Source organism: Longimicrobium sp. (assembly GCA_036377595.1).
In the GTDB taxonomy this organism is placed as follows: Bacteria; Gemmatimonadota; Gemmatimonadetes; order Longimicrobiales; family Longimicrobiaceae; genus Longimicrobium.
This window is the reverse complement of sequence record DASUYB010000003.1, coordinates 54,597-74,109: the sequence shown is the minus strand read 5'-3', so window position 1 is coordinate 74,109 and position 19,513 is coordinate 54,597. Positions and strand designations below refer to the sequence as shown.

General features: G+C 73.9%; 16 protein-coding genes. 15 read left to right on the top strand and 1 reads right to left on the bottom strand.

Annotated elements, in window-relative coordinates:
* Window positions 1-243, bottom strand: a 243-nt coding sequence (locus VF092_00490; protein ID HEX6745759.1) for a hypothetical protein, incomplete at its 3' end; no start/stop codon positions are given.
* Window positions 244-305: 62 nt separating this feature from the next.
* On the opposite strand from VF092_00490, the gene VF092_00485 reads away from it, so the two are divergent.
* The 15 genes from VF092_00485 (at window position 306) to VF092_00415 (ending at window position 19,513) form a co-directional block, all read left to right on the top strand.
* Window positions 306-1,439, top strand: a complete 1,134-nt coding sequence (locus tag VF092_00485; GenBank protein HEX6745758.1) for a hypothetical protein — start codon at window positions 306-308, stop codon at window positions 1,437-1,439.
* The gene (locus VF092_00480) at window positions 1,436-2,134 is read left to right on the top strand and encodes a YkgJ family cysteine cluster protein (GenBank protein HEX6745757.1); all 699 of its coding nucleotides are present in this window, start codon (window positions 1,436-1,438) and stop codon (window positions 2,132-2,134) included. The genes VF092_00485 and VF092_00480 overlap by 4 nt, the downstream gene beginning before the upstream one ends.
* Entirely contained in the window at window positions 2,131-3,939 is a 1,809-nt protein-coding gene (locus tag VF092_00475; GenBank protein ID HEX6745756.1) for a Pvc16 family protein, read from the top strand. Before VF092_00480 ends, VF092_00475 begins: the two co-directional genes overlap by 4 nt.
* A gap of 483 nt (window positions 3,940-4,422) precedes the next feature.
* Window positions 4,423-7,347 carry a phage tail sheath subtilisin-like domain-containing protein gene (locus tag VF092_00470; protein ID HEX6745755.1) on the top strand — a complete coding sequence of 975 codons (2,925 nt, stop codon included), beginning with the start codon at window positions 4,423-4,425 and terminating at the stop codon, window positions 7,345-7,347.
* 178 nt (window positions 7,348-7,525) lie between these two features.
* Window positions 7,526-7,963, top strand: coding sequence for a phage tail protein (locus tag VF092_00465; protein ID HEX6745754.1), 438 nt, complete (start codon window positions 7,526-7,528; stop codon window positions 7,961-7,963).
* Window positions 7,960-8,334 carry a hypothetical protein gene (locus VF092_00460; GenBank protein ID HEX6745753.1) on the top strand — a complete coding sequence of 125 codons (375 nt, stop codon included), beginning with the start codon at window positions 7,960-7,962 and terminating at the stop codon, window positions 8,332-8,334. The genes VF092_00465 and VF092_00460 overlap by 4 nt, the downstream gene beginning before the upstream one ends.
* The gene (locus VF092_00455) at window positions 8,331-8,498 is read left to right on the top strand and encodes a DUF6760 family protein (GenBank protein ID HEX6745752.1); all 168 of its coding nucleotides are present in this window, start codon (window positions 8,331-8,333) and stop codon (window positions 8,496-8,498) included. Before VF092_00460 ends, VF092_00455 begins: the two co-directional genes overlap by 4 nt.
* 1 nt (window position 8,499) lies before the next feature.
* Window positions 8,500-8,961, top strand: coding sequence for a phage tail protein (locus VF092_00450; protein HEX6745751.1), 462 nt, complete (start codon window positions 8,500-8,502; stop codon window positions 8,959-8,961).
* Window positions 8,958-11,417: a DUF4157 domain-containing protein gene (locus VF092_00445; GenBank protein ID HEX6745750.1), complete on the top strand. Its 2,460-nt coding sequence runs from the start codon at window positions 8,958-8,960 to the stop codon at window positions 11,415-11,417. The genes VF092_00450 and VF092_00445 overlap by 4 nt, the downstream gene beginning before the upstream one ends.
* Complete coding sequence (locus VF092_00440; GenBank protein ID HEX6745749.1) at window positions 11,408-12,088, top strand: LysM peptidoglycan-binding domain-containing protein; 681 nt, start codon at window positions 11,408-11,410, stop codon at window positions 12,086-12,088. Before VF092_00445 ends, VF092_00440 begins: the two co-directional genes overlap by 10 nt.
* 3 nt (window positions 12,089-12,091) lie before the next feature.
* Window positions 12,092-13,153, top strand: coding sequence for a hypothetical protein (locus VF092_00435; protein ID HEX6745748.1), 1,062 nt, complete (start codon window positions 12,092-12,094; stop codon window positions 13,151-13,153).
* Complete coding sequence (locus VF092_00430) at window positions 13,150-13,803, top strand: phage baseplate assembly protein V (GenBank protein HEX6745747.1); 654 nt, start codon at window positions 13,150-13,152, stop codon at window positions 13,801-13,803. The genes VF092_00435 and VF092_00430 overlap by 4 nt, the downstream gene beginning before the upstream one ends.
* 261 nt (window positions 13,804-14,064) lie before the next feature.
* Window positions 14,065-14,451 carry a PAAR domain-containing protein gene (locus VF092_00425; protein HEX6745746.1) on the top strand — a complete coding sequence of 129 codons (387 nt, stop codon included), beginning with the start codon at window positions 14,065-14,067 and terminating at the stop codon, window positions 14,449-14,451.
* A 377-nt stretch (window positions 14,452-14,828) separates the two neighbouring features.
* Entirely contained in the window at window positions 14,829-15,242 is a 414-nt protein-coding gene (locus VF092_00420; protein HEX6745745.1) for a GPW/gp25 family protein, read from the top strand.
* Complete coding sequence (locus VF092_00415; GenBank protein HEX6745744.1) at window positions 15,242-19,513, top strand: putative baseplate assembly protein; 4,272 nt, start codon at window positions 15,242-15,244, stop codon at window positions 19,511-19,513. The genes VF092_00420 and VF092_00415 overlap by 1 nt, the downstream gene beginning before the upstream one ends.

The window sequence follows — 19,513 nt, the reverse complement described above, 5'->3', positions numbered from 1 at the left end:
CCCCGCCGCGTGCCGCCGCGCCGGCGGCGACGCCCGCGCCCGGCGGCGCATCCCCCGCTCCCGCAGTCCCGGCGCGACCCACGCCGACGCCTCCCGCCGCCGCGACGCCGTCTCCCGCGCCCGCGGCGCCGAGGGCGGCGTCCGCGCCCGCGACGCCCGCGGCCGCGCCTCGTCCCGCTCCGGCGCCCGCGACGCCGCGCGCGCCCGCCCCGCCGTCCGCGGCGACTCCGTCTCCCGCTCCACCGCGGCCTGCCCCGCGCGCGCCGGCTCCGCCCTCCGCCGCCGCGCCCTCCGCGCCCACGCCCGTGCAGCCGCGCCCCGCGCCGCCGCGCCCGGCGGCGCCGTCGGGGCAGACGCCCGCGCAGGCGAGCGAGACGCAGCGCCGCTTCGACGCGGGGATGGCCGAGGCCCGCGCCCTGGCCGCGCGCCACACCGCCTCGCGGCTCAGCGCGCGCGAGCTGCAGGCCGAGCTCGACGCCATCCGCGAGCGCCACGGCTTCACCGAGCTGCGGCTGGTGCGCTCCGGGCGCACCTGGGTCGTGCACGCGCGGCTCAACCCCTACGCCGAGCTCCCCCTCCCCGGCGCGCAGCAGGTGGACGCGGGCGGGCAGACCTACGAGGTGTTCGCCACCGGCGGCGGCGCGGTGCTGATCGCGCGCGGCACGCAGAAGCTGGGCATCACCGCGGGCGAGCCGGAGCGCAGCCGCGTGGCCGCCGTGCTGCGCACCTTCTTCGGCGACGCCGAGGCGCGGCGCTTCGAGGCCCGCCGGCCGGGGAGCGACCTTCCCGCGCCGAGCGCGGCGGAGACCACGGCGCGCCGCATCCTCACCGAGGCCGGGCTGGCCGCCGAGGCCGCGCCCGGCGCGCCGCCGCCCCCCACGCCGGGGCAGGCGGAGCGCACCGTCATCATCTACCGCGGCACCACCTGGCAGGTCAGCGGCGGCGTTCCCGGGCTGAAGCACGACCTGGGGCCGGGGCTGTACGTCTCCCCCAGCCCGCGCATCGGGGCCATCTACGCCGAGGAGCGCCGGGTGGACGAGCGGACCGCGCCCGGCAGCCCGGGCGTCGTGCTGGCCACGGAGCTCACCGAGCGCGACCTGGGGCGCGTGCTCGACATCTACAACGACGGGCCCGCCAAGCGGAGCTGGGAGGATTTCCTCTACAACGACCGCCTCGTGAAGACGATCGGCCCCGCGCTGGCCGAGCGCTACGCGGGCGGGCACGAGCATTACTTCTCGCTCTTCTCGCTCTGGCTGCAGAAGACGGGACGCTCGCTGGGGCAGTACGACGCCATCATCGCCCCCGAGTACCGCCTGAAGGGCCCGCAGATGGTGATCCGCAACCGCGCGATCATCGACGCGCTGCTGCGCCGCGCCCAGGAGGCCGCGCGCGCGGTCGACGCCGCCGGCGCCCCTCCCCACCCCGGCTCCGTCCGATGATCGCCCGCTCCCATCCTGAATCCGCGGACGCGTCGGCGAAGCGCGTCATCCATCTCCCCGTCCTTCCTTCTCCCCCGGCCGAGGAGGTGGAGGCGCTGCGGGCGGAGGTCGCCGAGGGGATGCTGTACGCGCACTACAGGGCGAATGCGAACACCAGCCGCACGCTGGAGACGGCGGCCTTCTCCTACGCGCTGATCGAGCTGCTGGCCGAGCGCGGGGTGATCACCATCGCCGAGCTGGACGAGCGCAAGAAGATCGTGGCCGAGCGGCTGGAGGCGCGCTACCGCGACAGCGGGATGGGGGTGATGCGGCAGGAGGCCGAGGCCGACAAGTACGCCTTCGGCGCGGGGCCGGCGATCGACTGCGCGTCGCGGCTGCACGTGTGCCGCGCGGCGTGCTGCCGCCTGGCCTTCGCCCTCAGCCGGCAGGACGTGGAGGAGGGGGTGCTGAAGTGGGAGTTCGGCCGCCCGTACATGATCCGCCGCGCCCCCGACGGCTACTGCACGCACCTGGAGCGGGAGGGAGAAGGGGGATGCCGGTGCGGCGTCTATGCCCATCGCCCCTACCCCTGCCGCGCGTACGACTGCCGGGGCGACGCGCGCATCTGGGCGGACTTCGAGGCGATGGTGCCGAGCCCGGAGCTGGAGCGCCTGTTCGCCGTCCCGCGCGACGGGGAGCCGCCGGCCGAGGCATGATCGACGACCTGGACCGCTCGCTGGAGCGGCTGCTGCGCACGCGCGTTCCGCTTCCCGCCGACCAGTTCGACGTGAGCTTCGAGGCTCCGACGACGGACTGGATGAAGCGCCTCTCCGCGGGCCGGCGCACGGTGAACCTGTACCTGTACGACGTGCGCGAGAACCACGGCCTGCGCGACACCGAGTGGCGCGAGGAGCGGCGGCCGGACGGGACCTTCGTCCGCAAGCGGCCGAAGGTGCGCATGGACCTGTTCTACGCCGTGACCGCGTGGAGCAGCGCCACGCCGCCCGACCCGTTCGACGAGCACCGGCTCCTCGGCCAGCTGCTGCGGACGCTGCTGCGGTATCCCACGCTCCCCGCCGAGGTGATGCAGGGCGCGCTGGCCGGCCAGGCGCCGCCTCTCCCCTCGCTGGTCGCGCAGCCGGACAACGCGCGCAACCCGTGGGAGCTGTGGTCGGCGATCGGCAACCGCGTGCGCCCCGCGCTGCACCTGGTGGTGACGATGGGGGTGGAGCCCGCCGCCGAGCCCGAGCCGCCGGTGGTGACGGCCCCGGTGGTGTCGCGGCGGATGGGGGTGGGCGGCGAGCTGCGGCCGGTGGTGCGCGTCCGCGTCCGCCCGCCGCTGCCGGAGCCGCTCCCGGCGGGGACGCAGCTGCGGATCGGGCGGGTGGCGGCCGCGGCGGCGGCGCGGCTGGGTGCGCCGGTGTTCAACGACCCGGGCGTGATCACCGTCGCCGAGGCGATGACGCTGGCCGCGAACAGCTGGTACATGCTGGACGGCGGCGCGGAGAGCGACTTCTTCCGCCTCCCCACGGCGCCCGGGGCGGGGGAGATGATGCTGCGGATGGCGCCGCCGCTCCGCTGGGCCCACCCCGCCGGGCGCGAGGTGAAGGGGATGACGCTCACCCCCGCGCTGACGCGGCTGGCGGCGGCGTCCGCGTTCGGGGCGATGGAGATCGCGCTGGAGAGCGGCGACGGCGTGGGCGACGGGGAGTGGCTGCTGCTGGAGGACGGCGACCGCAGCGAGCTGGTCCTCACCGCGGCGCACGCCGCGGGCGCGGCGGCGGTGCCGAGCGAGCGGCCCCTGCGCTGGCCGCATCCCGCGGGGACGCTGGTGCGCCGCGCCACCCCCGGCGCCGTGGAGACCACGCTCCGCGATCCGGCGAACGCGGGGACGGCGACGCTGACGCTCGACTCGCGCGCCGCGCTGGACGACGGGACGCTGGCGGAGGGGACGCCGGTGCTGCTGGACGCGGGCGCCGCCGCGGAGGTGCTGGCGATCGGGCCGATCCCCGCCTCGCCGTCCGTCGAGGTGCCCGCGGTGCCGCCGCCGGCGGGGAACCACGCGGCGGACGCGGCGCTGCGGGTGATCAGCGAGCAGGGCGTTGCCGGCCGGCTGATCGCCGAGGCGGCGCAGGGTGCGGCGGAGATCTTCGTCGAGGGCGAAGAGGCGGCGGCGATCGTGGCGGGGGCGCCGGTGCGCGCGGCGGGCAGCGCGTGGATGCGCGTGGAGGCGGCCACGAACGAGGTGATGCCAGTGGCCGGCGAGACGATGTACCGCCTGGAGGGCCGCGTCGTCTCCGATGCGCCCGGCGCGCCGCCGGTGGAGGGCGCCCGCGTGGTGATCCAGGAGCTGAACCGCGCGATGAGCACCGCGGCGGACGGGCGCTACGTCTTCAGCAACCTGCCGCCGGGGAGCTACACCCTCGCAGTCTCCGCCGCGGGGTTCGGGGACATCACGCGGGTGGTCGCGGTGCCCGCGGCGGGCGTGGACGAGTACACGCTGGTGGTGGGGACGGGGTGAGGGACGGGAGTGCTGAGTGCTGAGTGGGCCTCCGGATCGCACCCTCTCCGGCTCGCCCGGGCTCGCCTCCTCTCCCGTACCGGGAGAGGCAGGGGTGAGAACATCGGCGCGGGTGGCGCGGATCTGCGCGGCCGCGGGCGGCCCCCTCCCCCGGCCCCTCCCCCGCTCCGCAGGGGAGGGGAGAACTCAGTGCCGCGGAGGAGGTAGCGCGGAGAGCGGGGCTGGCCGCCACGATTGCGTCGCACGTGAGGCGAGGAACGCGAAAACGGCCGCGCCACACGCTCGAAGTTACCCCCTCCCGTTATCGGGAGGGGGTACGCGGCCCCAGCCGCGGGGGGAGGGTCTCCAAGGGCCGCGCGGAAGTTCGGAAGTGCGAAATCAATTGCGGTTGCAGGCCAGCCACGGCTGCACGAGGGATGACGGGACGGAGTCTACGAAGGGCCAACGCAGGCGAACCGACAACACACACGGGAGGTGGCGGCCATGCCGGAGTATCTCGCGCCAGGCGTATACGTCGAGGAGGTGGAGCTCGGCCCCAGGCCGATCGAGGGGGTCAGCACCAGCACCACCGGCTTCGTGGGCGCCGCCGTGCGCGGCCCCGTCAACAAGCCCGTCCTGGTGACCAACGTGGGTGAGTACCAGCGGATCTTCGGCGGCTACCTGGGCGAGCGCCTGGACGGCCAGGACCTGGGCGACCGCCGCTGGCTGCCGTACTCGGTGGAGGGCTTCTTCCAGAACGGCGGGTCGCGCGCCTACGTGGTGCGCGTGGCCAACCTTCCCGGCGTCGACGACGTCGATCCCGCGGTGTTCGCGCACACCGCCTACTCCTTCCTCCCCGAGCGGGGGCAGGCGCGCCGCTTCCTGGCCTCCAAGGCCGAGGCGGGGGCGAAGGAGCTGGACCTGGCCCACTGGGTGGGGCTGGCCACCGGCTCGGGGCTGGTGATCGGCGAGGGGAGCGAGGCCGAGTACGTCGTCGTCACCGGCTTCGGGACGAAGGTGCAGGTCGAGCCGGCGCTGGCCCGCGAGCACCGCGCGGGGACGGGCGTCACCGAGGTGGCCGGCGCCGCACGCGCGCTCGACCGCTCCACCGCCAACGCCGCCGGCGCCAGCCAGCTGTTCGTGGCCCAGCGCAGCGGGCTGACCAACAACAACTGGTACATGCTGGGCGAGGGCGACGCCGCCGAGGTGGTGCGCGTGGGCACCGGCGCGGGAAGCAACAGCCCCGGCAACGTGGCCACCCAGACCCCGCTCCGCCGCTCGCACGGCGCCGGCGAGGGACTGCGCGCCACGACCGTCCCCGGTGCGGCCACGCTGACGCTGAACGGCGCCGCGGCGAAGGACGCCACCAGCATCAAGCTCTCGGGCGCCGGCGTGGGCGCGGTGAAGGCCGGCGACTGGCTGCAGGTCACCGGCGACGGCTCGCAGGAGCAGACGCAGTCGGACCTGGTGCTGATCACCGGCACCGTGGCGGCGGGCGAGTTCACCATCGCCGACCCGCTGGCCTTCGCGCACGCGTCGGGGAACGAGGTGCTGCAGGTGACCGTCACGCCGGGCGACCCGGTGGCCGTGCTCGCCGCCTCGTCGCAGGTGACGCTGTCGGACGACGCCGGCATCGGCGACGACGCGGTGCTGCTGATCGACGACGGTCCGCGCTCGGAGTTCGTGGAGGTGGTGGGCCCGCTGGCGTCGAAGGTGGCCACGCTGCGCAACCCGCTCCTCTACCCGCACGTGGAAGACACGCCGGTGCGCGTGCTCGACACCCCCGGCTCCACCACCTCGCTGGCCGCGCGCGCCGAGAGCGGCGCCTTCGACCTCACCGTGGCCGAGCCCGAGGAGCTGGCGCCCGAGGACGTGATCGAGCTGTTCGACGGCGAGCAGACCGAGTACGGGGTGATCGCCTCGGTCGAGGAGGACGAGAACGGCGATCCCACGGGCGTGATCTTCATCACCCGCGGGCTCCGCTATCCCCACCCCGAGGGCACGCTGGTGCGCCGGCTGGAGCCGCGCATCCGCATCGACGCGGGCCCGGCGCGGCCGAACCCGGATCTCTGGCCCGAGCCGGGGAGCTGGGGGAACCAGGTGCGGGTGACGGTGAGCGCGTCGTCGGTGCTGCGCACCGTGCTCGACGGCGGCGCCGCCGCCGACGCGCCCTTCATCCAGCTCCGCACCGCGAACGGGATCGAGGCGGGCACCGTCCTCCGTCTCCCCGGCAACCGCTACGCCGTCGCCCGCCTGGTCGAAGGGAACCGCGTCTACCTCGACGGCCGCGTTCCCGCCACGCTGGCGAGCGGGGGAACGGTGGAGAGCGAGGAGTTCCGCATCACCTTCGAGTACGGCGGCGCCACGGAGGTGTTCGACAACCTGAGCACCGACGAGCGGCACTCGCGCTACTTCGTGGAGATCATCAACCGCTCGTCCAAGCTGGTCCACGTCACCGACCTGGACAGCGACCGCCGCGCGGCGGGGGCGGAGAAGCTCCCGCTCCCCACCCGCGAGTGGTTCCTGGGCGGCGGCAGCGACGGGGTGAACGGGCTGACGCCGGCCGCCTACGCCGGCCGCGACAGCGACGACGCCGACCGCCGCACCGGCCTGTACGCGCTGGGGAACGTGAGCGACATCTCCATCGTCGCCGTCCCCGGCCGCACCGATCCCGTCGTGCAGCAGGCGCTGATCGCGCACTGCGAGCGGGCGCGCTACCGCTTCGCCGTGCTCGACAGCCGCAAGGGCGCGGACCTGGACGGGGTGCAGGAGCAGCGCAGCCTGTACGACAGCAAGTACGCGGCGCTGTACTACCCGTGGATCCAGATCTACGACCCGCTGCGCAACGGGCCGGTGTTCGCGCCGCCCAGCGGGCACGTGGCGGGGATCTACGCGCGCACCGACCAGGAGGTGGGGGTGCACAAGGCGCCGGCCAACCAGGTGGTGCGGCAGGTGGGCGACCTGGAGGCCACGGTGAACACGGGGATGCAGGACATCCTCAATCCCCGCGGCATCAACGCCATCCGCGCCTTCCCCGGCCGGGGGATCCGCGTGTGGGGCGCGCGGACCATCAGCAGCGACGCGCTGTGGCGGTACGTGAACGTGCGCCGGCTGTTCATCTACCTCGAGCACTCCATCGACGTGTCGACGCAGTACGCGGTGTTCGAGCCGAACGACCGCCCGCTTTGGAACCGCCTGAAGGCGTCGCTCACGAGCTTCCTCACGACCACGTGGCGGTCGGGCGCGCTGCAGGGCGCCACCGCCGCCGAGGCCTTCTTCGTCCGCGTGGGGCTGGGCGAGACCATGACGCAGGACGACATCGACAACGGCCGCGTGATCATCCTGATCGGCGTGGCCCCGGTGAAGCCGGCGGAGTTCGTGATCTTCCGCATCGGCCAGAAGGTGGGCGGGAGCGAGGTGGCGGAGTAAACGGCAGTGCCCAGTGCCCAGTGCCCAGTGCCCAGGATACGGAACAGGCCGTCCGGGTGCGGGGCGCGGGATCGTCAGGGCGCCCGCCCCGGGTCTACTGGGCACTGGGCACTTGGCACTGGGCACTCCCAGAGCAGGTGCATCCAACGAAACGAACTGAAATCGAGGAGATCCATCCATGCCGCTTCGGCACGACGACCGGGACCCGTACCGCAACTTCCTCTTCAAGGTGGAGGTCGACGGGATCACCCAGGGGGGCTTCTCGGAGGTCACGGGGTTCGACTCCACCTCCGACGTGATCGAGTACCGCGAGGGCGACGAGGTGACCACCCCGCGCAAGGGGCCCGGCCTCACCAAGTACGGCGACATCACCCTCAAGTGGGGGCTCACCGACTCGCGCGAGCTGTGGGACTGGAGGCAGCGCGTGATCGACGGGAAGATCGAGCGCAAGAACGTGTCGATCCTGGTGCTCGACGACGAGGGGAACGAGAAGGTCCGCTGGCAGTGCGTGCGCTGCTGGCCCAGCAAGATGGACCCGCTGGACTTCAACGCGAAGGGGAACGACCGCGGGATCATGACCCTCACCCTGGTGCATGAAGGGATCACGCAGGTATGAGCGGCGTGCTGCAGACCGAGTACGCGTTCACGCTGCCGCGCGGCTACGTGGACGCCGACGGCAACCTGCACCGCGAGGGCGTCATGCGCCTGGCCACCGCGGCCGACGAGATCCTGCCGCTCAAGGACCCGCGGGTGCAGTCCAACCCGTCGTACCTGGTGGTCATCCTCCTCAGCCGCGTGGTCACGCGGCTGGGGAGCGTGGCCGACGTCAACCCGCGCGTGGTCGAGGGGCTGTTCGCGTCGGACCTGGCATTCCTCCAGGAGATGTACAACCGCGTGAACGGCACCGGCGAGCAGCGGGTGGCCGTGCGCTGCCCGCGCTGCGAGCACGACTTCGAGGTGGAGCTCGACGGCGCGGGGGGGTCGTGAGCTACCCCCTCGACGCGCTCTACGAAGAGATGAGCTTCATGGCCTACTACCTCCACTGGCCGTACGAGCAGATCCTCGGGCTGGAGCACCAGGAGCGTCGCAGGTGGGTAGCGGAGGTTTCGCGCATCAACCGGAAGCTGGGCGAACAGAGCGGATCGAGGTGAGATGTCGGACGAGATCCCGTTTCCGTACGTCTCCTGCAAGTTCCTGGTCGAGATCGACAGCTCGATCGTCGCCAGCTTCTCGGAAGCCTCGGGAATCATGGTGGAGACGGAGGTCGAGGAGTATTCGGAGGGCGGCGTGAACGACTTCCGCCACCGCCTGCCCAAGGGCAGCAAGTACGGCACGCTGGTGCTCAAGCGCGGGCTGATCGACGACGACACGCTGTGGCAGTGGCACCGCGACGTGGCCGGCGGCACCGTCGAGCGCAAGCCCGTGTCGCTGATCCTGTGGGACGAGACGTTCGACGACGAGGTCTGGCGCTGGGACTTCCGCGACGCCTTCCCGGTGAAGTGGGTGGGCCCGGACCTCAAGGCCGACGGGAGCGCCGTGGCGCTGGAAACGCTCGAGCTGGTGCACAACGGCTTCGTCAGCAGCAGCGGCCCGGCCTCGGGAGGCGGCGCGTGAGGCGCATCGGCGTCCTGTCGCGGCGGCCCGTGCGCCCGGCGCCGCTCTCCGGCCGCCTGCTGGCGCGCCGCGAGGCCTTCCTGTCGCGCGTCGCCGGGCGGGTCGCGCACCCGGTGTTGCTCGGCGGGACGCGCCCCGGCTCGTGGACGCGCGCGGGGATGTCGTACCTCGCCCGCCCGGCGCGCGAGGTGGGGGAGATGGGAGATCTCGCGCTCTCGCCGCGGCTGGTGGGGCGCGTGGCGGCGGCGGTCGCGCGGTGGCTGGCGCCCGCGGGCGTGCTGGGGCGACTCCCCGCCACCGCGCCGGTGAGGCGCGGCGATCCGTCGGTCGTGGCCGCGCGGGCGATGGCGTTCGCGCGGGAGGTGGCGTCGCGCGCGGCGCCGGCCGATGCGCCGCGTCCGGGCGCCGCGCCGCCGGTGCGCTTCGACCATCCCGGCGCGGCATCCGGCATCCCCGCGGCGGCGCGCGGCGGCGAGTTCGATCCCGCGGCGATCATGCGCCGCATCGAGGCGAAGCGCCGCGGCGAGCCCGCGCCGGTGACGGAGACGCCCCTCGTCCCGCGCCGCGACGTCGTCTCCGGCGCCGCGCTGCCGCCCACGGTCCGCGTCGCGGAGCAGGGGGATGTGATCGCGGCGGCGGGACGGGCGACGTCGCCGGGCGCGCCCACGATGACCTATCTCCGCCCCGAATCGCCGTCCTTGCGTGCGGGTGATGGAGATGCCGAATCGCCGCGGGCTGAGCGCGCGCGCGGGCGGCCGCTCCCGCCGCCCAGCGACGCGGCGGAGAGCGTGCCGTCCCCCGCGCGCCGGGCGAGGACGATCGCGCCGGGAGATGCGGCCGCGCCGGCGCCGTTCGCGCGCGAGGGATCGGCCGCGGCGTCAGGGGTCGTCTCGGTGCCGCCGGTGACGGGGGCGCGGCCGGTGTTGCCGGCGAGCGAGGCGGCGCCGATCCATCCCGCCACCGGGGCGCATCCGCTGCACCCCGCCAGCGAGGCCGCGCCGGTCCGTCCGCCGCGCGTGGAGCCGGCCGCGCCGGGGATGCCGCCGACGCCGATCGTGCATCTCCATCGCCCTGCAGTCGAGGGAGATCGGGGGATCGCGCCGCCAGCCGCATCGCCGCCGCGCGCCGAATCCCCCGCCCGCGAGACCGTCCGCGGCGAGCCCGTGCAGCCCGCCGCCGAGACGGTGCGCGAGATCGTCCGCGAGGTGGTGCGCGCCGGGCCCGTCGTGGCGCTCCCTGCGTCTCCGGCGACGCGGGCGATGCGCGCTCCGGCGGCGGAGATCGAGGGCGGCGTCGTCCGCGCGGCGCCGGCGCGTCCGCCGGCGATGCAGCCCGCGGGCGTGCCCGCGAGCGGCTGGCTGGCGCCCGCGACGGTGATGATGCGCGCGGTGCGAGCCGCCGAGCGCGTCGCCGCCGCCACCGCGCCCGCCGCACCGCAGGCGATGCCCGTCACCGCGCGGGTGGCCGCGCCCGGCGCCGTCCGCCCGGCCGAGTCCGCCGCGACGCGGGCCGCCGCGCTGGCGGAGCGCATCGCCGCGCGGGGCGTGACGGAGCCGCATCCCGCGGCCGCGCGGCCGGGCATGCGCGTGCCGGAGGGGATCACCATCCCCGGCCTCCCCGGTCCCGTCCTCCTCCATCCCGAATCCCGCCGCGTGGACGAGGCGGAGACGCGGCGCGTGGTGGAGCGCGTGCTGGGCCGCTTCGAGGCGCCGCGATCCCCATCCTCCGAATCTCCAGAACAGGGAGATGAGGGAGATCGCGAGCAGCCGCGCGTCCACGTCGGCCGCGTCGTCGGCGAGCGGGAGACGACGCCGGCGCCGATCGAGGTCGGCCCGTCCATCGGCTTCGCGCTTCCCGCGCGGCTGCGCGAGGGGATGCGGGCGCTGCTCGGGTTCGACCCCGGCGCCGCGCGCATCCACACCGGCGACGCGGCGGCGCGGGCGGCGCGGCGGCTGGGCGCGGCGGCGTTCACCGTCGGCAGCGACGTGTTCTTCGCGCCGGGCCGCTACGCGCCGGAGACGCACGGCGGGCTGGCGCTCCTCGCGCACGAGCTGGCGCACGTCCGCCAGCAGGCCGGCCGCCCCTTCCGCCACGGCGACGTGACGCCCACGCGCCGCGCCGCGCTCGAGGCCGAGGCGCGCGCCAGCGAGGCCCGCGTCCACGCCCCGCGGCCGGAGGCGTCGTCGACGCGCGCGTGGGCGCCCGTCGCCGTCTCCTTCGCGCCGCTGGCCGCGCCCGCCGCGCCGATGCTGGCGGCGGAGGAGAGCGCGCCGGCCTCGGAGCCCGCGCAGGCCGGGCAGCCCGCGGCCACCGCGGCCGCGCAGGGCGCGCACCCGGCCGGCGCGCCGCAGACGGCCGGCGCCAACGCCGAGGCCATCGCCGAGGAGGTCTACCGCCTGATCCGCGACCGGATGCGCATCGAGCGCGAGCGCAGGGGGATCCAGCCATGGGCGTGATCCGCATCGAGAAGTACACCGACGTCAACAACAAGCAGTCCGAGCTGGTGATCGAGGCCCGGGGCGAGGCGAAGCACGGGATGTTCAATCCCAACACCATCACCCTGGCCAAGACCGTCAACTGGACCGACCAGGGCGGCAAGCGCCGCGACCACCCGCGCGTCCAGTTCGAGGGCGGCGGGTCGCGCACGCTCACGCTGTCGCTCTTCTTCGACAGCTACGAGGCCGGCGACAGCGACAAGGACGTCCGCAAGCACACCAAGAAGGTGGCCGACCTGGCGCGCTTCGACGGCAACCTGCACCGGCCGCCGGTGTGCCTGGTGTCGTGGGGAAAGACCGACCAGGCGTACGACCTCCCGTTCAAGGGCGTGGTGACCTCGCTGACGCAGAAGTACACCATGTTCCTGGCGGACGGCACCCCGGTGCGCGCCACGGTGGACGTCACGCTCAAGGAGTACGACGACCCGGGGAAGCAGGAGCGGCGCAACCCCACGCACTCGCCCGACCGCCGCCGTACGCGCGCGGTCAAGCGCGGCGACACGCTGTGGAGCATCGCCGCCGTCGTGTACGAGGACCCGTCGCGCTGGCGCCCCATCGCCGATGCCAACGGGATCGCCAACCCGCGCGAGCTGGTGCCCGGCACCGAGCTCATCATCCCCGCCCTGGAGTAGCGGATGGCGAAGGACCAGGCCAACGAGTCGGCCCCCGAGCTCACCATCTCCGTGGACGGCACCGAGCTGCCGCACGAGGTGACGGAGTCGCTCGTGGCGCTGCGCGTGGAGGAAAGCCTGGACGCGGCGGGGATGTTCGCGCTCACCCTCGCGAACTCCGACCTCGACAGCACCAAGCCCAAGTGGAGCGACGACGACCGCTTCCGCGTGGGCGGCAAGGTGGAGATCAAGATGGGTCCGCTGGGCGAGCAGGAGCCGCTGATGGCGGGCGAGATCACCGGGCTGGAGCCGGTGTGGTCGGGGCGGAGGTCGCTCTTCACCGTGCGCGGCTACGACCGTCTCCATCGGCTGAGACGGGGACGGAAGACGAGGAGCTTCCTGGAGGTGAAGGACAGCGCGGTGGCGCAGCAGATCGCGGGCGAGTTGGGGCTGCAGGCCGAGGTGGAGGACAGCGGCGAGACGCACCCGTACCTGTTCCAGAACAACCAGACCAACATCGACTTCCTGCTGATGCGCGCCCGCGCCGTGGGGTTCGAGCTGCAGGTGGACGACCGCAAGCTCTTCTTCCGCAAGCGCCGCTACGACCGCGGCAAGGTCGTCTCCCTCGAGTGGGGGAAGGAGTTGGAGAGCTTCTTCCCCGTCCTCACCACCGTCCCCCAGGCGCAGAAGGTGGTGGTGCGAGGATGGGACCGGAAGAACAAGGAGGCGCTGGTGGGCACCGCGTCGGCGGGCGACATCTCCAACCTGATGCAGGGGAACGCGCTGGGGGCCAAGGACGCGCAGGGCGCCTTCGGCGACGCCGAGGTGCGCGTGGTCGACCGGCCGATCGCGAGCGCGGCCGAGGCGGAGCAGATGGCGAAGGGGATCCTGGAAGGCCTCGCGCTCACCTACGTCACCGGCGAGGGGACGGCGGTGGGGAACCCGGCGATCCGCGCGGGAACGGTGATCGAGCTGACCGAGCTGGGGAAGCGCTTCAGCGGCCTGTACTACGTAACGGCGACCCAGCACGTGCGCGACGCCGGCGGCTTCCGCACCCACTTCACCGTGCGGAGGAACGCCGCGTGACCGCCTTCTTCCCTTGGGCCGAGCACGACTCGCCCTCGCTGCTCGACGCCACCGCGCGGATCTACGGTGTGGTGACGGCGGTGGTGACCGACAACAAGGACCCCGACGGGCTGGGGCGGGTGAAGCTGCGCTTTCCCTGGCTGGCCGACGAGGACGAGAGCGCGTGGGCGCCGGTCGCCAGTCCGATGGCGGGGAACGAGCGGGGGATCTGGTTCCTTCCCGAGGTGGAGGACGAGGTGCTCGTCGCCTTCCTCCACGGCGACCTGCGGCAGCCGTTCGTGCTGGGCGCGCTGTGGAACGGCAAGGACAAGCCGCCGGAGACGAACAGCGACGGGAACAACGACATCCGCCTGATCAAGACGCGCAGCGGGCACATCGTGCGCTTCACCGACAAGGACGGGTCGGAGAAGATCGAGGTGATCGACAAGGGCGGGAAGAACTCGATCGTGATCGACACCTCGGGCGACACCGTCACGATCACCTCGGGGAAGGACGTGGTGATCGACGCCAGCTCGGGGAAGCTGACGCTGAAGGCGCAGGACGTCGAGATCAAGGCGTCGGCGTCGGGGAAGTTCGAGACGGGAAGCTCGATGGACCTGAAGGCCAGCGGCCAGGCGAATCTCAAGGGCGCGACGGTGAACATCAACTGACGGAGTGCCCAGTGCCCAGTGCCCAGTGCCCAGTGGGAAGTGCTGAGTGCTGAGTGCGGCCCGGCATCGCGCCCTCTCCGGCTCGCTCAGGCTCGCCACCTCTCCCGTACCCGGGAGAGGTAGCACGCCACCATCAGTGCGGGTTGCGGGTGATGATGCATTCGCGGCGCGGTTGAAGTCCGCGAAGGCGGACTGCGTGTCGTTGTAGCCGCGAGTTTACTCGCATTGTCGCACACGAAATTCGAGGAATTGGGAGAAGCGATGGGGCAGCCTGCCGCGAAGGAGGGAGACCAGGTGTCGGCGACGGACATCCACCTGATCCAGCCGCCGGGGACGGCTCCGCCGGTGCCGGTGCCGCACCCGTTCATGGGGAAGATCGACGGGGGGCTGAGCAGCGACGTGAACATCATGGGGAAGCCTGCGGCGGTGAAGGGAAGCACCGCCAGCAACAGCCCCCAGCACGTGCCGTCGGGCGGCACCTTCGTGAACCCGCCGGCGAACAAGGGCACCATCCAGCTGGGCAGCACCACGGTGATGATCAACGGCAAGCCCGCCGCCCGGAACGGCGACGTGGTGATGACCTGCAACGACCCCTCGGATCTCCCGGTAGGGACGGTCATCGCGACGGGCACGGTGCTGATCGGATGACGGATAGTCCTAAGTCCTAAGTCCTGAGTCCTGAGTCCTAAGTGGTTGCGTCCACGGATTCAGGCGCGCGGAGACGGGCGGTCGTGCGGGGTCGGCTATAGATCCTTCGGCCTGCGACCGACGGCGCAGTCGCAGCATCGGTCTGGCCGGCCTCAGGATGACGTGGCTGCGGGTTTGGGCGCGTGGAGGCGGATGGTCGTGCCGGCGGAGCGAGGTCGATGGTGGTGGGTGCGGTTGAAGTCCGCGAAGGCGGACTGCGTGTCGTTGTAGCCGCGACTTCAGTCGCATTGTCGCGTAGCACTCAGGACTTGGGACTTAGGACTTAGGACTAACGCACTTTCGCACTTTCGCACTCACGCACTCACGCACTTCTCGATATGCCCGACGTCAAAGACTTCCTCGGCGTAGGCTGGACCTGGCCGGTGCAGACCGAGTCCGGGCCGGGGCCCGAGGCCGGGCAGATGTCGCTCTCCGGCTACGAGGAGCGCATCCGCCAGTCCATCCTCATCATCCTGGGCACAGCCCGCGGCGAGCGCATCATGCGCCCCGAGTTCGGGTGCGGCATCCACGACCTGGTGTTCGCCCCCAACGACCAGACCACCGAGGCGCGCGTGGGCTACGAGGTGCGCGAGGCGCTGCTCGACTTCGAGCCGCGCATCGACGTCAGCGAGGTGCGCGTGACCCGCGAGGCGCCCGAGCGGATGGTGATCGAGGTGCTGTACCGCGTGCGCCGCACCAACAACACCTTCAACCTGGTCTATCCGTTCTACCTGGAGCGGAGCGCCGCCTGATGCCCACCCCACCCATCCTGGACCCGCGCCGGGCGGAAGACCTGGTCGAGCGGCTCAGGCGCCTGGCCGTGGGGATCCCCGAGGCCCCCGGCTTCGTGTTCGGCGAGTGGGCCGGCCGCGACGACGCCGGGATGGTGCTGGTGCGCATCTTCGCGCGGATGATGGAGCTGGCGCTCGAGCGTCTGAACCTCGTTCCCGAGAAGAACCTCCTCGCCTTCCTGGACATGATGGGGGTGGGGCTGATGCCGCCCGCCATGGCGCGCGTGCCCCTCACCTTCACCCTGGCCAGGACGGGCGGCGCGGCGGGGCTCCTTCCCCGCGGGACGCAGGTGGCCACCCTCCCCACCGACACCGCGCCGGCGGTGGTGTTCGAGACCGAGGACGACCTGATCGTCCACGCCTCTCGTCTCGTCGCCGCGTGGTCGATCGACCCGGTGAACCAGCGCTTCGGCGAGCGCACGGGCACAGTCACCGGCAGCGAGCGCGCCGCCTTCCCCGCCTTCGGTGGCGAGCGGGCCATCGAGCACGCCTTCCACGTGGGCGGCGGCGCGCTCTTCGCCGGCGCCGCGCCGCGGCTGCTGACGCTGGCGCTCTCGCTCCCCAGGGGCGGCATCGGCGGCACCCGCCCGCCGTGGGAGAAGCTGGGGACGTCGATCCTCCCCACCGGCGGCTCCACCGCGCTCGTCCACCTTCTCGACAACGTGGCCTGGGAGGCGTGGCGCGGCGGGCGGTGGGATCCCCTCGCCCCGCCGTTGCGCGCCGTCGGCGCCGCCTCGGTCACCCTCGTCTTCCCCGTCTTCACCGGCGCCGACGAGCTGGAGATCGCGGGCGCGGGGCTCGCCCGGCCGCTGCGCGACCGCTGGCTGCGCGCGCGCCTCACCGCGCCCTTCGGCGAGGTGTTCGACGAGACGCACTTCCCCGAGGCCGCGCGCGTGGCCGAGGTCGCGGGGATCGTGATGCGCGCGTGGAGCGGCCAGGCCGACGAGGGGAATCCGCTCGCGCCCGATCTCGTGCAGGTGAACACCGCCGCGGTCGACGCCAGCGGCCCCTTCGCCGCCTTCGGCGAGGCGCCGCGGCCGGGCGACACGCTCTACGTGGCCTCGACCGAGGCGCTCACCGCGCCCGTCCCCGAGGGGAGCGCGGACCCGGACACGAAGCTCATCGTCATGCTCGACCACGGCGACGCCGACGTACGCTGGGAGGCCGCCGTGTGGAGCTACGACTCGACGGCGAAGGTGTCGTCGCTCGGCGACGCCCTCACCGGCGGCGGCGCGGACGGCGAGCCGCTGTGGTTCCCCGTCGCCGTCAATCCCGCGCGGGCCGTGGCCGCGCTCTCCGAGCCGGGGACGGTGGAGCTCCTCCTCCCCCAGCCGCCCGACCCCGGCGCCCCGCACGCCCTCTACCTCCTCCGCGCCACGGTGCGCGGGGGAAGCCACCGGCGCCCGCCCGCAGTCCGCGACGTGGCTCTCGACCCGCCGCCGGACCGGGGGCAGGGGGGCACGCTGGCGCTGCTGGCCGGGCGCGAGGCGCAGGGGGTGATCCGCTTTGGCCGCAATGCGCCCGCGATCCCCGAGAAGCTGGAGACGTGGATCACCTCGCTGGCGACCACGCGCGTGGCCGAGGGCGACTTCGCGAAGTCCACCTGGTCCGTCATCACTCCCACCGATCCCGCCGGGCCGCTGATGCCGTTCGGCGCCGCGCCCGTTCCCGGCTCGGTCTTCCATCTCCTCCACCTGTGCCGCGCGAGCACGCAGCCGTCGGAGCTCTCCTTCGCCTCGGCCGCGCAGACGGTGCGGCTGGCGTGGGAGTACCACGGGGCCGGGGGATGGACGGCGCTGGGCGGCTCCTCCGTCTCCGGTGCGTCGACCGGGCAGGTGGACGACGGGACGAACGCGTTCACCCGCAGCGGCGAGGTGCGCTTCCCGCGCATGGGCGACGCCGCGCCCGTGGAGGTGAACGGGCGCGCGGGCCACTGGCTGCGCGTGCGCATCGCCTCGGGCGACTTCGGGCGCGGCGTGGAGTACGCGCCGGTCGACCCCGCCGACGCGTCGAAGGGCGTGCGCGTGGTCCCCGGCACCGCGCTGCTGGGTGGGCCGGTGATCGAGTCGCTCGCCCTGGGCTACTCCGCCGCCACGCCGCGGCTGGGGATGGCGGCGCACTCGCACCTGGAGTGGCGCGACCTCCAGCTCGGCGACGCGAGGGCCGGCGTGGCCCCCTTCCTTCCCGTTCCCGAGCCGCGGCCGGCGCTGTACCTGGGGTTCGACCAGCCGTTCGCCGAGCGCCCGGTCTCCCTCTACCTCTCCGTCCCCACCCGCCAGCTGGTGGAGCTGGAGAAGCCGCCGGTGCGCCCGGCCGATCCCGGCGAGGAGACGGGGGAGGAGACGGAGAGCGACGTGGAGGTCCACAGCCGCGTCGCGTGGGAGTACTGGAACGGCGCCGCGTGGGCCCCGCTCCCCGTGGTCGACGACACCCGCTCGCTCACCGAGTCGGGGACGGTGCAGTTCCCCGGGCCGGCGGACCTCGCGCGCCGCCAGCAGGTGGAGGCGCCGCTGCTGTACTGGGTGCGCGCGCGGCTGGTGGAGGCGGCACCTGGCTACACCGCGTTCCTGCGCGGCGTCCACGCCAACACCGTCCGCGCGGTGCAGGGCGCCACCGTCTCCGGCGAGCTGCTGGGGTCCAGCAACGGCCGGCCGGGACAGGCCTTCCGCCTGGCCCGCGCCCCCGTGCAGCCCGGCCAGGTGGTGCGCGTGCGCGAGCCCGAGCGCCCGTCGCCGGCCGACGTGGAGCGGCTGGAGGCGGAGGGCGGCCCCGGCGCCGTCCTCGAGCGGCCGGGCGCGCGGGGGGAGACGGAGTACTGGGTGCGGTGGACGGAGGTCCCGACTGCGCTCGTCTCCGATCCCCTCGGCCGCCACTACACCATCGACCGCGCGAGCGGCGTGATCCGCTTCGGCGACGGGGTGCGCGGGATGGTGCCGCCGCTGGGGCGCGACAATCTCGTTGTCGAGCGCTACCTGGCCGGCGGCGGCGCGGGGGGGAACCAGCCCGCGGGCGCGGTCCGCCAGCTCCGCAGCGCGTTCCCCTACATCTCCGGCGCCTTCAACTCCGAGGCCTCGGACGGCGGGGCGGACGGTGAGAGCCTGGCCGACGTGGTCCTCCGCGGCCCGCAGGCGCTCCGCCACCGCGGCCGCGCCGTCGCCGCCGACGACTACGAGTGGCTGGCGCGCGAGGCCGCGGGGAACCGCATCGCGCGGGCGCGGGCGCTGCCGACGCGCGACCGGCGGCTGCGCTCGGCGGCGGGGAACGTCACCGTGGTCCTCGTCCCCCGCAGCCCCGACCCCCGGCCCTTCCCCACGGGCGAGCTGGTGCGGCAGGTGGAGGACTTCTTCGCCGAGCGCGCGCCGACGGCGCTCGTGGGGAGCGACCCCGCGCGGGTGAGCTTCGTCGGCCCCGGCTACGTTCCCGTCGCCCTGGAAGTGCGGGTGCGCGCCGTCTCCCTCGGCATCGCCGACGCGGTGCGGCAGCGCGTGTCCGAGCGGCTGGACGCCTTCCTCCACCCCCTCCTGGGCGGGCCCGACGGAACGGGGTGGGCGTTCGGGCGCGACGCCTACATCTCCGAGATCTTCGCCGCGCTCGAGGCGGTGGAGGGGGTGGAGCACGTGGTCTCGGCCGGCTTCCGCCCCGGCGCGGCCACGGTTCCGCTCCTCCTGAACCCGGGCGACGAAGAGCACCCGGCGCCCGTAATCCCCCGCGGCGGGGTGGCGGCGGGGACGCGGGTCCAGCTGCTTGCCACCGGCACCACGCCCGTGCTCACCGGCCGCCTGGCCGAGCCGCTGGAGGGCGACGTGGCGGCCGCAGGGCTGATGCTGATCCTCTTCCAGGAGGGCGAGGGGATCTCGATGCGGGGCGAGAACGGCGACCTGCTGGAGGCCGTGGTCCGCCGCATCACGCTCGACACGCTGGAGGTGGACGCCTTCGTGGCGACCGACGACTTCCCCGCCGTCGACACCACCATCGTCTCCACCGACGGCGTGGTGAGCGCGCGCCTGGCCGCGCCCATCCGCCGCGGCGAGCGGGTGGAGGCGCTCCCGGTGTTCGGCGTGCTGACCACCACCCGCGCCGTGCTGGACCCCGCGGAGGCGCCCGGCATCCCCGAGCTCAAGCTTCGGCTGGAGGGCGGGGTGCCCGTGCTGGGCGACCGGCTGCGGGTGGGCCCCGCCTCGCTCCCCTACTCGGGGGCGCACATGGTTTCCCTCGACTACGCCGCCGGCTGA